Origin of the sequence: Isoptericola croceus, from assembly GCF_029382255.1 — a bacterium.
GTDB classification, from domain to species: Bacteria; Actinomycetota; Actinomycetes; order Actinomycetales; family Cellulomonadaceae; genus Isoptericola; species Isoptericola croceus.
In genome coordinates this window covers 12,825-29,515 of the sequence record NZ_JARLLG010000012.1, presented here as the reverse complement: position 1 = coordinate 29,515, position 16,691 = coordinate 12,825, and the positions used below count along the sequence as shown (strand labels likewise).

General features: G+C 70.6%; 15 protein-coding genes. 8 read left to right on the top strand and 7 right to left on the bottom strand.

The features are described from left to right. Positions 1–74: 74 nt before the first annotated feature. Entirely contained in the window at positions 75–995 is a 921-nt protein-coding gene (locus PZC42_RS18805; RefSeq protein WP_277213316.1) for a hypothetical protein, read from the bottom strand. Positions 996–1,386: 391 nt separating this feature from the next. Between PZC42_RS18805 and PZC42_RS18800 the strand changes: the two genes are divergently transcribed. From PZC42_RS18800 to PZC42_RS18790, 3 genes are all read left to right on the top strand, one after another. Further along, positions 1,387–1,977: a type IV toxin-antitoxin system AbiEi family antitoxin domain-containing protein gene (locus PZC42_RS18800; RefSeq protein ID WP_277213314.1), complete on the top strand. Its 591-nt coding sequence runs from the start codon at positions 1,387–1,389 to the stop codon at positions 1,975–1,977. Positions 1,978–2,178: 201 nt separating this feature from the next. Then, positions 2,179–2,871 (top strand): nucleotidyl transferase AbiEii/AbiGii toxin family protein, encoded by a 693-nt coding sequence (locus PZC42_RS18795; protein WP_277213312.1) that lies wholly within the window; start codon positions 2,179–2,181, stop codon positions 2,869–2,871. Positions 2,872–2,997: 126 nt separating this feature from the next. Next, the gene (locus PZC42_RS18790) at positions 2,998–3,270 is read left to right on the top strand and encodes a DUF1905 domain-containing protein (RefSeq protein WP_277213311.1); all 273 of its coding nucleotides are present in this window, start codon (positions 2,998–3,000) and stop codon (positions 3,268–3,270) included. A gap of 124 nt (positions 3,271–3,394) precedes the next feature. On the opposite strand, the gene PZC42_RS18785 is transcribed toward PZC42_RS18790, so the two are convergent. From PZC42_RS18785 to PZC42_RS18760, 6 genes are read right to left on the bottom strand one after another with little or no spacing between them, the layout of a single operon-like run. Then, the gene (locus tag PZC42_RS18785; protein WP_277213309.1) at positions 3,395–4,825 is read right to left on the bottom strand and encodes an aldehyde dehydrogenase (NADP(+)); all 1,431 of its coding nucleotides are present in this window, start codon (positions 4,823–4,825) and stop codon (positions 3,395–3,397) included. Continuing rightward, positions 4,822–5,805 (bottom strand): 5-dehydro-4-deoxyglucarate dehydratase, encoded by a 984-nt coding sequence (locus PZC42_RS18780; protein WP_277213308.1) that lies wholly within the window; start codon positions 5,803–5,805, stop codon positions 4,822–4,824. The genes PZC42_RS18785 and PZC42_RS18780 overlap by 4 nt, the downstream gene beginning before the upstream one ends. Positions 5,806–5,810: 5 nt before the next feature. Beyond that, the gene (locus PZC42_RS18775) at positions 5,811–7,061 is read right to left on the bottom strand and encodes an enolase C-terminal domain-like protein (RefSeq protein WP_277213306.1); all 1,251 of its coding nucleotides are present in this window, start codon (positions 7,059–7,061) and stop codon (positions 5,811–5,813) included. A 2-nt stretch (positions 7,062–7,063) separates the two neighbouring features. Then, a complete protein-coding gene (locus tag PZC42_RS18770; protein ID WP_277213304.1) occupies positions 7,064–7,975 on the bottom strand; it encodes a carbohydrate ABC transporter permease in 912 nt (303 codons plus the stop codon). Positions 7,976–7,977: 2 nt separating this feature from the next. Next, positions 7,978–8,925, bottom strand: coding sequence for a carbohydrate ABC transporter permease (locus PZC42_RS18765; RefSeq protein ID WP_277213302.1), 948 nt, complete (start codon positions 8,923–8,925; stop codon positions 7,978–7,980). Next, entirely contained in the window at positions 8,922–10,271 is a 1,350-nt protein-coding gene (locus PZC42_RS18760; protein WP_277213301.1) for an ABC transporter substrate-binding protein, read from the bottom strand. The genes PZC42_RS18765 and PZC42_RS18760 overlap by 4 nt, the downstream gene beginning before the upstream one ends. A 111-nt stretch (positions 10,272–10,382) precedes the next feature. Here PZC42_RS18760 and PZC42_RS18755 point away from each other — a divergent pair, with 111 nt between their 5' ends. The 5 genes from PZC42_RS18755 (at position 10,383) to PZC42_RS18735 (ending at position 16,682) form a co-directional block, all read left to right on the top strand. Then, positions 10,383–11,177 (top strand): NAD-dependent epimerase/dehydratase family protein, encoded by a 795-nt coding sequence (locus PZC42_RS18755; RefSeq protein ID WP_277213299.1) that lies wholly within the window; start codon positions 10,383–10,385, stop codon positions 11,175–11,177. Continuing rightward, positions 11,174–11,974: an IclR family transcriptional regulator gene (locus PZC42_RS18750; RefSeq protein WP_277213297.1), complete on the top strand. Its 801-nt coding sequence runs from the start codon at positions 11,174–11,176 to the stop codon at positions 11,972–11,974. Before PZC42_RS18755 ends, PZC42_RS18750 begins: the two co-directional genes overlap by 4 nt. Then, the gene (locus PZC42_RS18745; RefSeq protein WP_277213295.1) at positions 11,974–13,122 is read left to right on the top strand and encodes a hypothetical protein; all 1,149 of its coding nucleotides are present in this window, start codon (positions 11,974–11,976) and stop codon (positions 13,120–13,122) included. Before PZC42_RS18750 ends, PZC42_RS18745 begins: the two co-directional genes overlap by 1 nt. Positions 13,123–13,191: 69 nt before the next feature. Next, entirely contained in the window at positions 13,192–16,167 is a 2,976-nt protein-coding gene (locus tag PZC42_RS18740) for a DEAD/DEAH box helicase family protein (RefSeq protein WP_277213294.1), read from the top strand. 26 nt (positions 16,168–16,193) lie between these two features. Then, positions 16,194–16,682, top strand: coding sequence for an SRPBCC family protein (locus PZC42_RS18735; protein WP_277213292.1), 489 nt, complete (start codon positions 16,194–16,196; stop codon positions 16,680–16,682). Positions 16,683–16,691: the final 9 nt, after the last annotated feature.

Here is a 16,691-nt window from a genome sequence, read left to right as displayed (position 1 = left end):
GCGGTCACGACGGGCGGCTTGGTCCTCACCGAGCGGGTTCGAGAGGCGTATAGTCCGGAGTAAGCGAGTGGCCATCAATATTGGGCCAGCATTGCCCGGTCCGAGTTCGTACTTACATTTCGAGCACTTGAGCCCCTCATGCAGCGAACCATTCGGATACTCAATAGCACGCCAAACCAAATCCATATATGGAAAGCCTCGACAGACGGAACCCCCTGCATTGCCAGATCGATAAACTCCCTCCGATCGTACACTTCCTCAGACCCTGGAGGCTCGATGGCGGCCGGGAGCCAATGTTTCAATACATTCCCGTGGACCTCCTGGATCGTCACGATACGGTTGAGCGTGGCGGCAAGTGCCGCAGGGACGGCCCCCGCAGCTGCCCACCTGAAGATGGGGGGAACATCCAGCAAAATGGATTCGACGACTCGAACACACTCGTAGGACACGGCAACGAACGCTAGGGCAACGACAGTTCCCAGCTGCAGTGCGCCAAAGTCGTCGACCAAAGAAGCGCTAGGTCCTGCGATGGTCGGCGTAGAGTCAAATGCTACGACAACAAACGATGCCAGTAACGTGGCCAACGCTGCGGCACCGGTTCGCTCTGCAATTCGGCGAAACGATGCAAAGCACTCGCCAAAAGCCTTCCCGAACGGTTTCGGAATCTTCACAATCCATGCGAAGAGCGCAGAAACGATCAGGGCCACCATCCACACGATGACTGCTAAAGCGCAGAGGCTAACGGCAAGCGCACCCATGAAGGCGAGGGTAAGGAACGAATCCTGCTGACCCCGGGCACTTCGCAACATCACCCAGGGAATAGAAAGTACGACAGCGGCCAACATTGTGCCATAGATGACCACTGCCGCCATCATCCCTATCTGGATGTCCGATCTCCGTCGACCGATCATTGACATCAACTGGGCCCACTGGGCTCCAAACTCGCCAACGGCGCTCCGCATTGCGGTTCGGGTCCCCTTGACGAACAGCGGCATTCCTGGATCGACCCCCACTTTTCACACACATGCAGAGCGGACGGAACGGCGACAGCCTCGCTTCCGAACATAACTCTGGCAGGGGGGTATGACACAGCAAGCGCGGCCAGGCGCACTGCTCGAACAGCCGGTCGCAGATGACCAGCGCCGCGGGCACCGGCGGCGCTACATCGAGCAGGACTTCTACGCTACAAGTAGCCGAGGTTCTACGCTCCATCGAGCAGCATCGCCCGGGCCAGCATTGGTGACCCCGGGGGCAGGCTCGGGGTGACTTGGTGGGGATCACGGCACTCGAGGTGTTGCCTCGCCGTTGGCAGCACACTGGCGTCTCTGTACGGCTGGATGGATAAAAACCACGCACGCCTAGCCGCTCTGTGCTAGGTTTTTATCCATGAGGCAGGTGCCCGTGAACCTTCCGGCGACCTTCACGACCAAGGTGGCGCGCGAGGCCGGCGTGCATCCCCGCGACCTCTACGCCTGGCGTGACAGCGGCGAGATCGTCGAGCTCTCACGCGGCGTGTTCCGCCGCGGCGACGCACCGCCAGCCACCTACCCTGATCTGCTCGCGGTCTCGCTCCGCGCGCCCCACGGGGTCGTGTGCTGCGTGTCAGCCGCGTCGATCCACGAGCTCACCGACGAGCTCGTGGCGGCGGTCCAGCTGGCGGTGCCGCGAGGTGCGTACGTCCCGAGGATCGACTTCCCGCCGACCGAGGTCTTCCGGTTCGAAGCCGCCAAGTTCGGTCTAGGCAGGACGACGGTCGTCGCCGCTCCGGGTGAGACGGTGCCGGTGTACGACGCCGCCCGCACTGTGGTCGACCTCATGCGGCTCCGCCACCGGTTCGGCGAGCCGATCGCCCACATTGCTCTGCAGCGATATCTGTCCACCCCGCAGGCACAGCCTGCGCTGCTGATGGAGTACGCACACCTCCTGGATGTCTCCGGTCCCGTGCGCGCAGCCGTCGACGTCGCGAGTGCGCGATGAGCCGGCCGACCAGAACGACTGCAGCGGGTCGCGCCTACCTCGACCTGCAGAACCGTGCTCGCCGTGAACGCCGGGGAACGCAGGAGCTCCTCACGATGTACGTCGTCGAGCGCTGGCTCGCGCGACTGGCGATCTCCACGCACGTCGACGACTTCATCCTCAAGGGCGCTCCTGGCCGCGTTCGGAGCCAGGCGGCCAACGGTGGACGTCGATGCTCTCGCCCGGAATCTGCGCGCGGATCAGGAGTCCGTCATCTCTCGGGTCGCCGAGATCGCCGCCATCGAGATTCCCGGAGACGGTGTGGAGTATCTCGTCGACAGCGTGCGCGCTTCAACGATCCGCGACGACGGCCTGTACGCGGGCGTCCGCGTCGTGATGGAGGCGCGCATCGCGACCGCACAGGTCAAGATCCAGCTCGATGTCAACTTCGGAGACCCTGTGACGCCAGCGCCCCGATTGGTGGAACTCCCCTCCTTGCGTGACGGCGAGGAGCACATCCGTGTGCGCGGGTACCCGATTGAGACGGTGCTCGCGGAAAAGCTCGCGACGGCGATCGCGCTCGGCGCGGCAAGTACGCGCGTCCGCGACTGGGCCGACGTCTACGACCTGACGGGCACACAGTCGGTCACCTACGCCGGCGCTCGCGAAGCGCTCGAGGCGACCGCCGGGTTCCGCGGCACGGCGCTCAGGCCGCTCTCGGTGGCGATCGGTACCCTCGCCTCTATCCGGAGCGGGACATACAGCACGTACCGGCGACGCCTCGGACCCGACGGTGAGCGGCTTCCCGAGTCTTTCGCCGAGGTTGTCGACGCAGTCATCGCTTTCGCAGACCCGTTGGTCGACGGAACGGCATCCTACCGGTGGAATCACGAGGGTCGACACTGGGACGCATAGGGCCTGGGCCCGTCGTCGTAGGTAGCGAGCAGCGTGGCAAGACGTCATCGGGTCGGCGAAAGCAACCTTGCGAGCCTCAGCCAGCTTTGCGCCCCTCCTTCCCCGGGTACGGGTATCTTGTCGGCCATGGGTGCAGAACAGCTGAACTTCGAGGCAAGGATCGGCGTCGAGGTCAAAGGTGACACGTGGAGTTGCGTCGAGATCCCAGACTCGGCGGAGTTCTTCGGTACCGGCAAGACCGTCAGAGTCGATGCAACGATCGACGACGTGAGGCTTGAGAACGTCGGTGCGATGGTCACCGGAACGGGTGGGCACATGGTGTCGCTGAACGCGAAGGTTCGCAAGAGCCTCGGCAAGGACATCGGCGACAGTGTCAAGGTCACCATCACCAAGCGATAACTCGATGGCCGCACGACTGTCGCGGTCTCCGCAATAGGTGCCTACACCGCGCGAAGCTGAGCATGGTACGCACCACCGATGACGGCACCTGCACTGTTCATCGGACAATCCTGACGGTGGCCGCTTACCGACCAGGCACGAGAACTCCGTCGACGCGCCGCGGCACGGTGCTGTCGTCGCGCAGTTCCGCGGGCAGGACGTCGGGCGGAGCGTCCTGGTACGCCAGCGGGCGCAGGAACCGGCGCACGGCGGTCGCGCCGACGGATGTGTGCTGCGTGTTCGTCGCGGGCCACGGTCCGCCGTGGTGCTGCGACCAGGTGACGGCCACGCCCGTGGGCCAGCCGGAGAACAGCACGCGCCCGGCCTTGGCTGACAGCACGCCGACGAGCGCACCCCGGTCGTCGTCGTCCTCGCTGTGGATCGTCGCCGTGAGCGACCCGGGCAGCACCGCGAGCGCCACGTGCAGCGCGCGCTCGTCGTCGTAGGTCACCAGCAGCGTGGCGGGGCCGAACACCTCCTCGGTGAGGACCTCGTGGGAAGCGACGAAGCCCTCGGCCGAGACCCTAAAGACGCCGGGCCCGCCCGGTCCCGCCGGTTCGACAAGCGCCGACACACCCTCGACCGCGCCGAGCCGCGCGGTGCCCGCGGTGTAGCCCGAAGCTATGCCCTCGGTGAGCATGGGCATCGCCTCGCGCCCGACGGCGTCGGGCAGCGCCTCGGCGAGCCGCGAGCCCGTGGGCACGAAGACGATGCCCGGCTTGGTGCAGAACTGTCCCACGCCCAGCGTGAAGGACCCCGCGAACCCGGCGGCGAGCTCGCTCCCCCGGCGCGCGTCGGCGGCGTGCGTGACGACGACGGGGTTCAGGCTGCCGAGCTCGCCGTAGAACGGGATGGGTCGCGGCCGCGCAGCGGCCCGGTCCGCGAGCGCCCGCCCGCCGCGCAGCGACCCGGTGAACGCCCCGGCGTCGACGGCCGGGTGCTCGACGAGCGCGACCCCGGCGTCGAACCCCTCGACCAGGCCGAAGACGCCGTCCGGAGCGCTGGCCGCCCTCAAAGCACCGGAAACAACCTCGGCCGTGCGCCGCGAGGTGACCTCGTGCCCCGGGTGCGCCTTGACGACGACGGAGCATCCGGCCGCGAGTGCCGACGCGGTGTCGCCGCCGGCGACGGAGAACGCGAACGGGAAGTTCGACGCCGCGTACACCGCGACGGTCCCCACCGGGACGAGCCACCGGCGCAGGTCGGGACGCGGCGGGGCGGCCGTCGGGTCAGCGTGGTCGATGATCGCCTCGAGGAAGGACCCCTCGAGGATCACGTCGGCGAACAGGCGCAGCTGGCCCGTGGTGCGCGCCACCTCGCCCTCGAGCCTGGGCTGCGGCAGGTGCGTCTCGCGCATCGCGACAGCGACCAGCTCGTCGCGGGCCGCGTCGAGCCCGTCGGCGACGGCGCGCAGCCAGCGGGCGCGCTCGTCGCGGCTCGCGCGGGCGGCGGCGGGCTGCGCGGCCGCCGCGTCGTGGACGACGACGTCGACGCCGTCGAGAGTGGTCATCGTCATGCGGAGAGCTCCTCTCCTCGGGCCAGGATCCTGGCGAGGGCTTCGGTCTGCGTCGGGCTGGGGTCGGTCAGCGGCGCTCGCACGGGCCCGACGGGCAGACCGTGCAACCGCAGTCCCGCCTTGATCAGGGACACGGCGAACCCGGGTGTCTCGTCGCGGAGCCGGACGAGCGGTGTGTAGAACCCGTCGAGCAGCTCGTGCACCCGTTCCCTGTCGTCAGCCGCGTAGGCGTCGTAGAAGGCGTTGGCGATGCCGGGCGCCATCGCGAACGTCGCCGAGGAGTACAGCGGCACCCCGATCGCCCGGTAGGCGAGCTGGCTCGACTCGGCGGTGAGCAGCCCGTTGAAGAACTGCACGTCGTCGCGGCCCGCGCGGCGGGCGGCCAGCACGAACCGTTGCATCAGGGCGACGTCCCCGGCGCCGTCTTTGATCCCGGCCACCTGCGGGTTCTCGAGCAACTGCACGACCGATCCCTCGGTCAGGCAGGCGTTGGCGCGGTGGTAGGCCACAAGCGGCAGGTCGGTCGCCTCCGCGACGGCCTCGACGTAGCGCACGAGGCCGTCCTGAGGCGCCGACACGAGGTAGGGCGGCATCACCAGCAGCGCCTCCGCACCGGCCTCCTGGGCGATCCGAGCGCACTGGCGGGCATGGCCGACAGGACCGCCCACACCGGCCACGGCCGCCGCGGGGCGTCCTGCGCGCCGCGCGTCGCGGACGGCGCCGAGTCCGACGTCGACGACCGTCCGGTACTCGTCGACGGCGAGCGCGTGGAACTCGCCGGTGCCGCACGCCACGAAAGCGGCGCCCGCCCCCGCCGTGACGCCGTCGGCGACGTGCTGGGCCAGGACCGCCTCGTCGATCCGGTCCTGGTGGTCGAACGGCGTCACAGGGAAGAACAGCACCCGCTCCAGCGGAGGGAGGGCGTCTCGGGCGGGCGGCGCGGCGGGACGGGGGGAAGCCACGTCGTGCGTGAAGCTCATCAGGATCAGTACCTCGGGAGAGTGGGCGAGTAGGTGGGCTCGAAGCTCCGCATGTACCCGGTGTCGTCACGGGCGGTCCGTCCGGAGTCGAGGTAGACGCGGTGCTGGCGCTCGAGCGCGGCCTCGTCGAGCACCACGCCGAGGCCCGGCGCGGTGGGCACCGCGACGGCGCCGCCGACGATCTCGACGGCGCCGGGCATCACGACGTCCTCGGCGCGGTTCCACGGGTAGTGGGTGTCGCAGGCGTACGCGAGCTCGGGCGTCGCGGCGGCGACGTGCGTCATTGCCGCGAGCGAGATGCCCAGGTGGGAGTTCGAGTGCATCGACACCCCGACGCCCCAGTGGCCGCAGATCGCGGCGAGCTCGCGGGTGTGCCGCAGCCCGCCCCAGTAGTGGTGGTCGGACAGCACGATCTGCACAGCGTCCTGGGCGAACGCCTCGGCGAGCTGCTCGAACGTCACCACGCACATGTTCGTCGCGAGCGGCTGGGAGACCTCCCGCGCGACGGCGGCCATGCCGTCGATCCCGAGCACCGGGTCCTCGAGGTACTCGAGCACCCCGTCGAGCTCGCGGGCGACCCGCACCGCGGTGTCGTGGGTCCAGGCCCCGTTGGGGTCGATCCGCAGCGGGAGCCCAGGGAACGCCTCGGCGAGCGCGCGGATCGCGGCGATCTCTTCGTCGGGCGGGAACACGCCGCCCTTGAGCTTGATCGAGCCGAAGCCGTACCGGTCGATCAGGGCGCGCGCCTGGGCGACGATCCCCACCGGGTCGAGGGCTTCGCCCCACACGTCGGGCTCGACGTCGTCGATCGCCGCCGAGCGCGGGTGGCCGGCCCACTTGTAGAACAGGTACGCCGAGTACGGCACGCGGTCGCGCACCCGGCCGCCGAGCAGCTCGGCGACGGGCAGGCCGGTGAGCTTGCCCTGCGCGTCGTGGGCGGCGACGTCGAGCATCGAGTAGACGACGCGCCGGTCGCGCCGGCTCAGCGGGCCGGCGTCGCCGCCGAGCGCGGCGTTGACGGCCGCCTCGATGCCGTTGAGGTCGAACACCGACAGGCCGACGACGGCGGAGCGCACCTGCTCGACGCGGCCGGCCACCTCGGTGCCGCCGCTGCCCTCACCGAGCCCGACCACGCCTCCTTCCACGATGAGCTGGACGATGGTGCGCAGCGCGAGCGGCTCGTGCACGCCGTCGGCGTTGAGCAGTGGCGGGTCGCTGAAGGCGATCGGTGTGACGATCAGGTCGCGGATTCTCAAGGTCAGCCCTTCGTGGCGCCGGAGGCGATGCCGCGGATGAGTGACCGCTGCATCGTCAGGTAGATGATCAGGCTCGGCAGCAGGGCCAGGAGCGCGCCCACGAGGAGCACCCCGGTGCCCACCCGCGCGTCGGTGCGCAGGAGACTGAGGGCGACGGTGAGCGTGTAGTCGTCCGGAGTGTCCGCGGCGATGAGTGGGAGCAGGTACTGGTCCCAGATCATCATGAAGCCGAAGATCGTCGCGACGCCGAGCACGGGCTTGCACAGCGGCAGGATGATGCTCCACAGCATGCGCAGCTCGCCGACGCCGTCGAGGCGTGCGGCCTCCTCGATCTCGAGCGGGATCTCCTTCATGAACTCGGTCATGACCAGGATGGAGAAGCCCCACACCGCGACGGGCAGGATGACGCCCCAGGGTGTGCCGCGCAGGCTGATCCCCGTGCCCGCGACGTTGCCGATGACCTGCGAGAGCGGGATCGCGATGATCTCCTCGGGGAGCATCATCGTCATGAGGAAGAGCAGCATGACGAACGCCTGGCCCCGGAACCGGTGCCGGGCGAGCGCGTAGGACACGAGGACGGCGACGGCGATCTGGATGACCAGGCCGCCGCCGACGATCACGAGCGAGTTGGCGAAGTAGCCGAGCACGCCCTGGGAGATCGCCGTCTCGAGCGGGAGCAGGGACGGTACGGCAGGGGTCAGCCGCAGCGACGTCGAGTCGGTCTGGGCGTCGAACGCGCCCGAGAGCACGAGCACGAAGGGGAGCGCGAAGATCGTCAGGACGATCGCGCAGAGCCCGAACCGCAGGGCGTTGGAGGCGCGGAACCCGGGCTGCCAGCCCAGCGCGCTGTCGAAACGGCTGTCGGTCTGCCGGCGGCCGGCGCGTGCGAGGAGCTTGTCGTCGACGGTGCTCATGCTCAGGCCTCCTTGCGACGTGTGAGGGTCCGTGCGACCACGGTGAGCAGCAGCGTGGCGATGAGCAGCAGGACGGATGCGGCCGAGGCGACGCCGAGGTTGTTGGCGTCGAACCCGAGCGAGAACGTCCGGGTCATCCACACCTCGGTGGACCCGGCCGGCCCGCCGCCGGTGAGCACGTACACCTCGGTGAAGATGCGCAGCGCGCGGATCGCCGCGAGCGTGAGCACCACGCTGATCGCGGGCCGCAGCGCGGGCAGCACGATGTACCGCAGGCGCTGGCGGGTCGTGATGCCGTCGACGGCGGCCGCCTCGTACAGCACGCGGTCGATCCCGACCAGCCCGGCCAGGATGATGACCATGTTGTAGGGCGCGGCGGTCCAGATGCCCACGACCATGACCCAGAGCAGCGCCGAGCTCGGGTCGCTGAGGAATTGCTGGGCCGGCAGCCCGAGGACGCCGAGCGCCTGGTTGGCGAACCCGGTCTCGGTCGGGAACAAGATGATCCGCCAGACCTCGGCGACGACGGCGACCGCCGTCACCACGGGCAGGAACACCGCGGTGCGGACGACCCACAGACGCCGCGAGGTGCCCTCCATGAGCAGGGCCAGCAGGCCGCCCAGGACGAGCGCCCCGAGCGTGGTCCCCGCCGCGAGGATGAGCGTGTGCCGCAGCGCGTCGATGAACCGCGGGTCGCCCACGACGGTGGCGTAGTTCCCGAGGCCGAGCCATTCGTCGCCCAAGAAGGGCTGGACCTTGTAGAAGCTCATCCGGACGCCCTCGAGCATCGGGCCGAACTTGAACAGCATCGCCAGGCCCAGGCCGGGGATCAGGAACAGCCACGGGACGAGCTGCCGCCGCACCGCGTACCACCGCCCCCCGGAGGGCACCTCGACCGCGCGCGGCGGTTCGAGGGTCGAGGTGCCCCGGGGAGCCGACAGGGTGGTCATCCGGCCAGCCCGTCGGACTCGAGCTGCGCGGCGAGCTGCTCGTTGACGGAGGCCACGCCGGCGGCGACGTCGGCGTGGCAGTCGGCCACGATGGCGTTCATGCCGTCGGCGACGATCTGTCGGTACGGGAGGAAGTCGATCGACCACGGGAAGTGCTTCGAGTCCGCGTAGGCGTCAGCCACGAGGTCCCACCGCTCGTCGTCCTTCACCTCGCCGACGTTCACGTTCTCGTTGACGGGCAGGCGCACCACGGGCTGGGCCAGGACGCCGTCGTCGTTGGTCTCGGCCTTCATCATGAGCTCCTGCGCCTCGGGTGTGACGAGGAACGCGGCGAGCTGCTTCTGCAGGTCGGCCTTCTCGGAGCTCGCGCCGAGGTAGATGTTCTCGCCCTCGGACCACGACGTGACGCCTGCGGGCCCTTGCGGCATCGGGATGATCTCGACGTTCTCCGCGCCCACCTGGTCGTCGAACGTGGAGATGTTGTACGGCCCGGTGAGGTAGATGCCCGCCGTCCCCTGCCCGAAGAACGGCGTGTCCGCCGTCGTCAGGTTGACCGAACCGGGCACGACGACGCCAGGCGTGCAGAACTGCTCCTGGATCCACTCGACCGCGGTGGCGGTCTCGGGAGAGTCGAAGACGGCCGTGAACGTCCCGTCCCCGTTGTCGGCGAGGATGTCGCCGCCCGCCTGGTAGATGTACGGCACGCCCCAGCGGAAGATGTAGCCGCTCTGGGCGCTGCCCGGCACGACCATGCCGTAGGTGTCGTCCTTGCCGTTGCCGTCCGGGTCCTGGGTGGCGAACGCCTCGGCGAGCTCGGTGAGCTCGTCCCAGGTCGTCGGCTGCTCGAGGCCGAGCGCCTCGCGCCAGTCCTTGCGCACCATCGTGGCGACCGCCTGGCGCGAGAACGGCACGGCGTAGATCGTGCCGTCGGTGCCGACGTTCTCCTCCCACGTGGACTGCGGGATGGCGTCGCTTCCCTCGATCTCGGCCGGGTCGACCGGCAGGACAAGCCCTTGGGAGGCGTAGTTGCCGAGCGAGCCGGCGTCGTTGACGAACACGTCCGGCAGGTCGCCCTGCTGCGCGCGGGCCTGCAGCTGCGTGTCGAACTCTTCCACCGGCTGGTAGTCGATGGTGATGCCGGTCTGCTCGGTGAACGCGTCGAAGGCGAACTGGTAGCTCGCCGCGGACTCGGGGTTGCTGCGCGTCCAGACCTCGAGCGTCTGGTCAGTGCCGTCGGCACCGTCGCCGCCGACGTTGGCGGAAGAGGAGCAGGCGGCCAGACCGCTGGCCGCCAGGGCCGCGACGCCACCGATGGCGCCGAAGCGGATCAGTCGTGGATTCACCATTGACTCCATTCACGTATGTGAACACGTTCGTGAATTCGAACGCGTCTGCACTGTAGGATGGCCGCCGAGATACTGTCAATGAGTTGCCGTCGATTCGACAGGGAGGTTCACGTGGCGTCACGACGCCGGTACCTGATCACCGGGGCCGCCGGGGAGGCCGCCCGGGGGATCCGGCCGATACTGCGGGCCCAGGGCATCGAGCTCACGCTGCTCGACCGCGTGCCCGTGACCGCCGAGGCCGGGGAGACGGCGGTCCGCGCAGACCTCACCGACGCCGACGCCGTGCGCGACGCCGTCCGCGGCGTCGACCTGGTGGTGCACCTGGGTGGCCTGCCCCGCGAGCGCCCCTGGCCGGACATCGCGAGCGCGAACATCGACGGCACGCGCGTGGTGCTCGAGGCGGCGGCCCACGAGAAGGTGCGCCACGTCCTGATCGCGAGCTCGACGCACGTCGTCGGATTCTGGCCGATCCCGCAGGCACCGGTGGAGGACCTCCCGGCGCGACCCGACTCGTACTACGGCGTCAGCAAGGTGGCGATGGAGAGCCTCGCCTCCGTCTTCGCCGACCGGCACGACATGGTCGTGACGCTGGCCCGTATCGGGACGGTCGAGGAGGCGCCGTCGTCGCACCGGTCGCTGGCGACCTGGCTGTCCCACGCGGACTTCGTCCGCCTCATCGAGGCGGCGGCCTCGCACGACGTCCCGGGAGCACACCTGGTCTGGGCGATCTCACGCAACACGCGTCGCTGGTTCTCCCTGGAGCCCGGCCGCAAGGTCGGGTACGAGCCGCAGGACGACGCCGAGGCGTACGCGGCCCTGGTCGGTCCGGCCGACGACAATCCCGACAACGGGCTCATCGGCGCCGGGTTCGCCGACGCCTCTCATCCGCTGGGGGTGGCGTGGTGACCGCTCAACCGAACCTCGAGACCGAGGCCGAGCGCTCGGCCCGGCCGGTCAAGTCGGCTGACCGCACGCTGCAGCTCCTCGAGACCCTCGCGGCCGCCGACGGCCCGATCTCCGTCGCCGAGCTGCACCGCAGGGTCGGGTTCCCGCGATCGAGCCTGCACCAGCTCGTGCACACCATGGCCGCCTCGGGCTGGGTCGAGTTCACGGGCGAGGGAAGCGTCGCGATCGGGTCGCGCGCGCTCGTCGTGGGGACGTCGTACCTCGACCGCGACCCGGCGCTCCCCCACGCCGTCGCCACCCTGGAGTCGCTGCGCGAGGCGAGCGGGTACACGACCCACTACGCGCGGCGCGAGCAGGCGCACGTGCTCTACCTCGCCACGCGAGAGACGACCGACTCGCACCGGGCGACGTCGCGGGTCGGACGCCGGTTGCCCGCGCACGCGACCTCGCTCGGCAAGGCGCTGCTCGCCGAGCTCAGTGCTGCCGAGCTGGACGAGGTGCTCGGCTCCGATCCGCTCCCGGCCCTCACCGACGCGACGATCACGGATCGCTCGGTGCTGGCTGCCGGGCTCGACCAGGTGCGGGCCTCGCGCGTCGCTTCCGAGCGGGAGGAGAACACGCCGGGGGTGTGCTGCGTCGCGGCGACCGTCGGCTACCGCATCCCGGCGACCGACGCCATCAGCTGCTCGATCCCCGCGGGCCGCGCGACCGAGGCAGAAATTGCACGCGTGGGCGGGCTCGTCCTCACGGCCGCGGACGCGCTGGGGGCGCGGCTGCGCGCTGCCGGGGTCCGCTGATGGTCACGACCTTCTGCGCCTACCCGTGGGACCTCATCGACGATCCAGCTGCTCCCGGCCGGGTGACGGCGGCGGGCGCGGACGGCGTCGTGATCGCGGCCGCGTACCACTCGGTGCGGGCCGCGACGCCGCTGCACCCTTCGCGTGCAGTGGTCGACGCCGCGAGCGCCGCGTACTACCTGCCGCTCGACGAGCGCGTCTGGGCGGGCTCGGCCCTCCGCCCGGTGACTGACACCCCATGGGTGGGCGAGAACGCGTTCGGTCGGTCTGCGCGAGTGGCGCGCGACGCCGGCCTGCGGGTCGAGGCGTGGGTCGTGCTGACGCACAGCACCACGGTGGGGAGACGGCATCCGCGGTTCACGGTGGTCAACGCGTTGGGCGAGCGGTACCCGTACGCGCTGTGCCCGTCGGCTCCTGAGGTGCGGGACTATGCGCGGCGGCTCGTCGAGGGTGTGGTGCGGGCGTTCGACGTGGACGGGCTCATGATCGAGGCGTGCGGACCACTCGGTGTGGCGCATCTGGGGCATCACGAGAAGACGCAGGGTGCGGACTGGTCGCCCGTGGCGGAGAACCTGCTCTCGGTGTGCTTCTGCGAGGCGTGCCAGGAGCTGCTGGCGCAGGGTGGCGTCGACGTCGTGCGACTTCGCCGGGAGGTGCGCGAGGGGCTTGTGGCGGAGGCTTCGGGGCACGCCGGAGCGACGGAGGACCACCTCACCGACGCCGTGGGTGTGCTGGCTGCGCGGGCCGAGGTTCGGCGTGCAATGGTCGCTGACGTGCGCGAGGCGAGCGCTTCGGTCGATCGCGTCGTCGTGCACGGACAGCCCGACCCGTGGGCCACCGGACCGTTCGCGGCGGTGCTCGACGACGCCGCGTCGTTCGACGGCGTGGTCGTCCCGACAGCGAACGCGCCCAGGGACCCGAGCACAGCCGCAGCGCTTCGGACGGCGACCAGTGGCACGCGTCTGGGCGCCTACCTGATGGCCCTGCCACCGGCCACGCCCGCCTCCGTGGCCGAGGAATGGCCACAGATCCTCGCGAACGTGGACGACGCCTACCTCTACCACCTCGGGCTGCTGTCGGCCGACCGGCTCGAGGCCGTCGGCACGGCGGTGCGGCGGGCGCGGGAGCTGCGCGCCGGCACGTCCTGATCCGGGCGCCGACCACCGGGTCACCACCTGCTGTCCGTCACGGACCACCCTCCCCGTACGATCAGCCGCGTGACGAAGGACCGGCCGCTGCAGTCCTGGGAATTCCGCGGCACGCTGCGGCAGTACCAGCACGACATTCTCGAGACCCTCCGCCCCACGCCCGGCGACCCTCTGCACGTGGTGGCGCCGCCCGGCGCCGGCAAGACGCTCGTCGGACTGCTGCTGGCGGTCCGGGACGGACGACGAGCGATCGCCCTGGCGCCGACGACGACCATCCGCCACCAGTGGGCGACGACGGCCGCCCAGCTGGCCGACGACGGCGCCGTGTCCGAGGACCCCGGGCGAATCGCCGACGTCACCGCCCTGACCTACCAGGCACTGTCCGTCGTGCAGGCCGGTGACGTCGTCGGCGACCTCGCGCGGGTGCAGTGGATCGACGAGCTCGTCACCGCCGGCCGCAGCGAGGCCGAGGCCGAGGCCTTCCTGACCGCGCTCGAGCGGGACAACGGCCGCGAGTACCGCGCGGGCGTCCGACGACGGAACAACAGGCTGCGCCGGGAGCTCGTGCGCGCGGACCCCGCCCAGGTGGTGCGTGTGCTGCACCCGAGCGCACGGGAGCTGGTCGACCGCATCGTCGCCGCGGGTGTGCAGACCATCGTGCTCGACGAGTGCCACCACCTCCTCGACCACTGGGCCATGGTGATCGGCTACCTGATCAGCCGGATCCGTGAGGACGGCGGCGAACCGTTGGTCATCGGGCTGACGGCGACGCTCCCTTCCCCCGACGACGGCCGCGAGTACGAGAACTACACCGGCCTGCTCGGGAGCGTCGACTACGAGATCCCCACCCCCGCCGTCGTGCGGGAGGGCAACCTCGCTCCCTACCGAGACCTCGTCTGGTTCACCGCACCCACCGACGACGAGCTGACCTTCCTCGACCGGCACGAGTCACGCCTGCAGGCCCTGGTGACAGACCTGCTGAGCACCCGGGAAGGTACGGCGTTCCTCGTCGACCTGCTGCAGCCCGACACTGGCGTGGACGATTCCACGCCCGACGACCGGCTCGGGCAGGCCTTCGAGGAGGACCTCTTCCTCGCGGAGCCCGCAGCGCGGATGCTGTGGCAGACCGCACCCGGGCACCCGGTGGTCGACCTGCTGCCGCCCCCGACACGGCGAGGGCCGGGCACGGCCGACTCGCTCGTGCTGCTCGGCCGGTTCGCGCTGCGACGCCTGCTCACCGCCCCCGACCGGGCCGACGAGTGGGAGCGGGTCCGCGCGACCCTCGCCGACTTCGGGTACCAGCTCACCGACCGAGGCATCCGACGGGGGCGCGACCCGGTCGACCAGGTGCTCGCCCACTCGGCGGCCAAGGACTCCGCTGCGGCGCAGATCCTGCGCCAGGAGCTCGCGGGGGCAGACGGCGGCCGCGTGCGCGCCGTCGTCGTCTGCGACTTCGCGGTGCACGGCAACAAGCACGGCCGCGAAGGTGCCCCGCCGGCGGGTGCCCTGCGTACGTTCTCCACGCTGGTCGCGGACCCGGTGGCCGCGGGGTTGTGCCCCGTGCTCCTGACCGCGCAGCACCTGCGCGTGGCGACCGAGCATGCCGACGAGGTGCTGTCCGCGCTGCGCAAGCGCGCGGCCGAGCGTACGGGTGATGACACGGCGCGGCTCGAACCCACCCCGCACCCGGACGAACCTGCCGTGACCGTCGTGGAGACGTCTCTCCGCCCCAGTGTGCTCGTCGCCGCCGTGTCCGACCTCGTCACCGACGGCGTCGTGCGGCTGCTCGTCGGCACGCGCGGCCTGCTCGGTGAAGGCTGGGACTGCCCCGCCGTCAACACGCTCATCGATCTCACTGCCGTGGCGACGGCGTCTGCCACTCAGCAGCTGCGCGGCCGCACGCTGCGGCTCGACCCGTCGTGGCCCGGCAAGGTCGCGCACAACTGGGGCGTGGCATGTCTCGCGCCCCAGATCGACGCCACCCGGGAGCTGAACCGCGTCCGACGGCGCCACGACGGGCTGTGGGGGCTGAGCACCGACGACGACACCAGCATCGTGCGCGGAGTGACGCACTCGTTGACGCAGCGCCAGGTCTGGTGGCTCGACCGGATCGTGCGGCAGGTGCCGTCGTTCCACACGACGGGCCCCGACCAGCTCAACGACGCGACGCTGGCTCGGCTCCCGGCCCGGGTGCGCACCTATGAGCAGTGGCGGGTGGGCGCTCCCTACGTCGGGACCGAGCAGGAGGTCGTGCGGGTCAGCGAGGAGGAGCGCGCGCCGGCGTTCACCTCACCGGGCACCCTCGCCCTCGCCCTGGCCCTCATCGGTGCGCTCGCCTCAGCGATCGTGTCGCACGCAGCTCTCGCCGCGCACCCCGGCCGCGGTGCGGAGGTCGGGTCCTGGCTCGTGCCCGCGGCACTCGGGTGCGCGGCGATCGGCGTGCTGTGGCTCGGTGGCGGCTGGCGGCTGGCCCGCGACGCCTGGCGCACGATCCGGCGTCGCGCCCTGCCAGGACGCACGTACGCGGCCGCGGCCCACGCCGTCGTCGACACCCTGCACGCCGTGGGACGGATCCCGCGGGCGTTCGCGCACGGCCAGGTCGTGGTGGCACCGATCCCGCTGTATACCGGGACCGCGCCACGTGACGGCGCCCAGCCCTCGACGAACGCCGCCGCCTACACGGTGACCCTGACCGGCGGGACGATCGAGGAGCAGCGGACCGTCATGGACGCGGTCGCCGAGCTGTTCGGGCCGGTGACGTCTCCCCGATTCCTGCTGCGCACCGGGAACCGGCCCCGCGGGGGAACATTCCTCGAGCAGGTGGCCGACCGCCTGGTGCCGCCGTCCGAGTACGTCCCCGTCCCGAAGCTGATCGGTCGGCGACGCGACGACGCCCGGCGGTTCGCGAAGGAGTGGGACCGGCAGGTCGGGCGGTGCACGCTCATCGAGGTCTCCGGCAGGGAGTCGCTGGCCGTGGTCTCCGAGGCGCGGCGGCAGACCGCGGTGCACGGTGACCCACCCGTCCGTGGCACCGTCTGGTACTGAGCCGCGGGCGTGCCATCATCGCGGGCATGGCTACCGCACGGACGCACTCCGAGTCGATCGAGATCGCCGCCACGCCCGCCGAGGTGTATGCCCTCGTCTCGGACGTCACCCGCACCGGCGAGTGGTCGCCCGTCTGCAAGGAGTGCTGGTGGGACGAGGCGGACGCCCCGGCACCGGGCGATTCCCCGCGCCTCGGGGCTCATTTCACCGGGCGGAACGAGACGCCGGACCGCACCTGGGAGACGCGCTCGCAGGTGGTCGTCGCGGATCCGGGGCGCGAGTTCGCGTGGGTCGTCGGCCAGGGGTTCGTGCGCTGGGGCTACGTGCTGCGCGCCCTCGACGGCGGTGCGGCGACCGAGCTCACCGAGACGTGGGAGTTCACCCCCGAGGGCCTGGCCGCCTTCGAGCAGCGATACGGCGAGGACGCCGGTCGGGAGATCGAGGCCCGGACCACGATGGCGCACGAGGGAATCCCCGCCACCCTGGCGAAGATCAAGGACATCGCCGAGTCGTGATGTGATCGG

Bases quoted from the DNA above. Each gene is read 5' to 3' on its own strand.
- PZC42_RS18805 (WP_277213316.1), bottom strand. From the start codon at position 995: ATGCCGCTGTTCGTCAAGGGGACCCGAACCGCAATGCGGAGCGCCGTT.
- PZC42_RS18800 (WP_277213314.1), top strand. From the start codon at position 1,387: ATGAGGCAGGTGCCCGTGAACCTTCCGGCGACCTTCACGACCAAGGTG.
- PZC42_RS18790 (WP_277213311.1), top strand. From the start codon at position 2,998: ATGGGTGCAGAACAGCTGAACTTCGAGGCAAGGATCGGCGTCGAGGTC.
- PZC42_RS18785 (WP_277213309.1), bottom strand. From the start codon at position 4,825: ATGACGATGACCACTCTCGACGGCGTCGACGTCGTCGTCCACGACGCG.
- PZC42_RS18780 (WP_277213308.1), bottom strand. From the start codon at position 5,805: ATGAGCTTCACGCACGACGTGGCTTCCCCCCGTCCCGCCGCGCCGCCC.
- PZC42_RS18770 (WP_277213304.1), bottom strand. From the start codon at position 7,975: ATGAGCACCGTCGACGACAAGCTCCTCGCACGCGCCGGCCGCCGGCAG.
- PZC42_RS18765 (WP_277213302.1), bottom strand. From the start codon at position 8,925: ATGACCACCCTGTCGGCTCCCCGGGGCACCTCGACCCTCGAACCGCCG.
- PZC42_RS18760 (WP_277213301.1), bottom strand. From the start codon at position 10,271: ATGGTGAATCCACGACTGATCCGCTTCGGCGCCATCGGTGGCGTCGCG.
- PZC42_RS18745 (WP_277213295.1), top strand. From the start codon at position 11,974: ATGGTCACGACCTTCTGCGCCTACCCGTGGGACCTCATCGACGATCCA.
- PZC42_RS18735 (WP_277213292.1), top strand. From the start codon at position 16,194: ATGGCTACCGCACGGACGCACTCCGAGTCGATCGAGATCGCCGCCACG.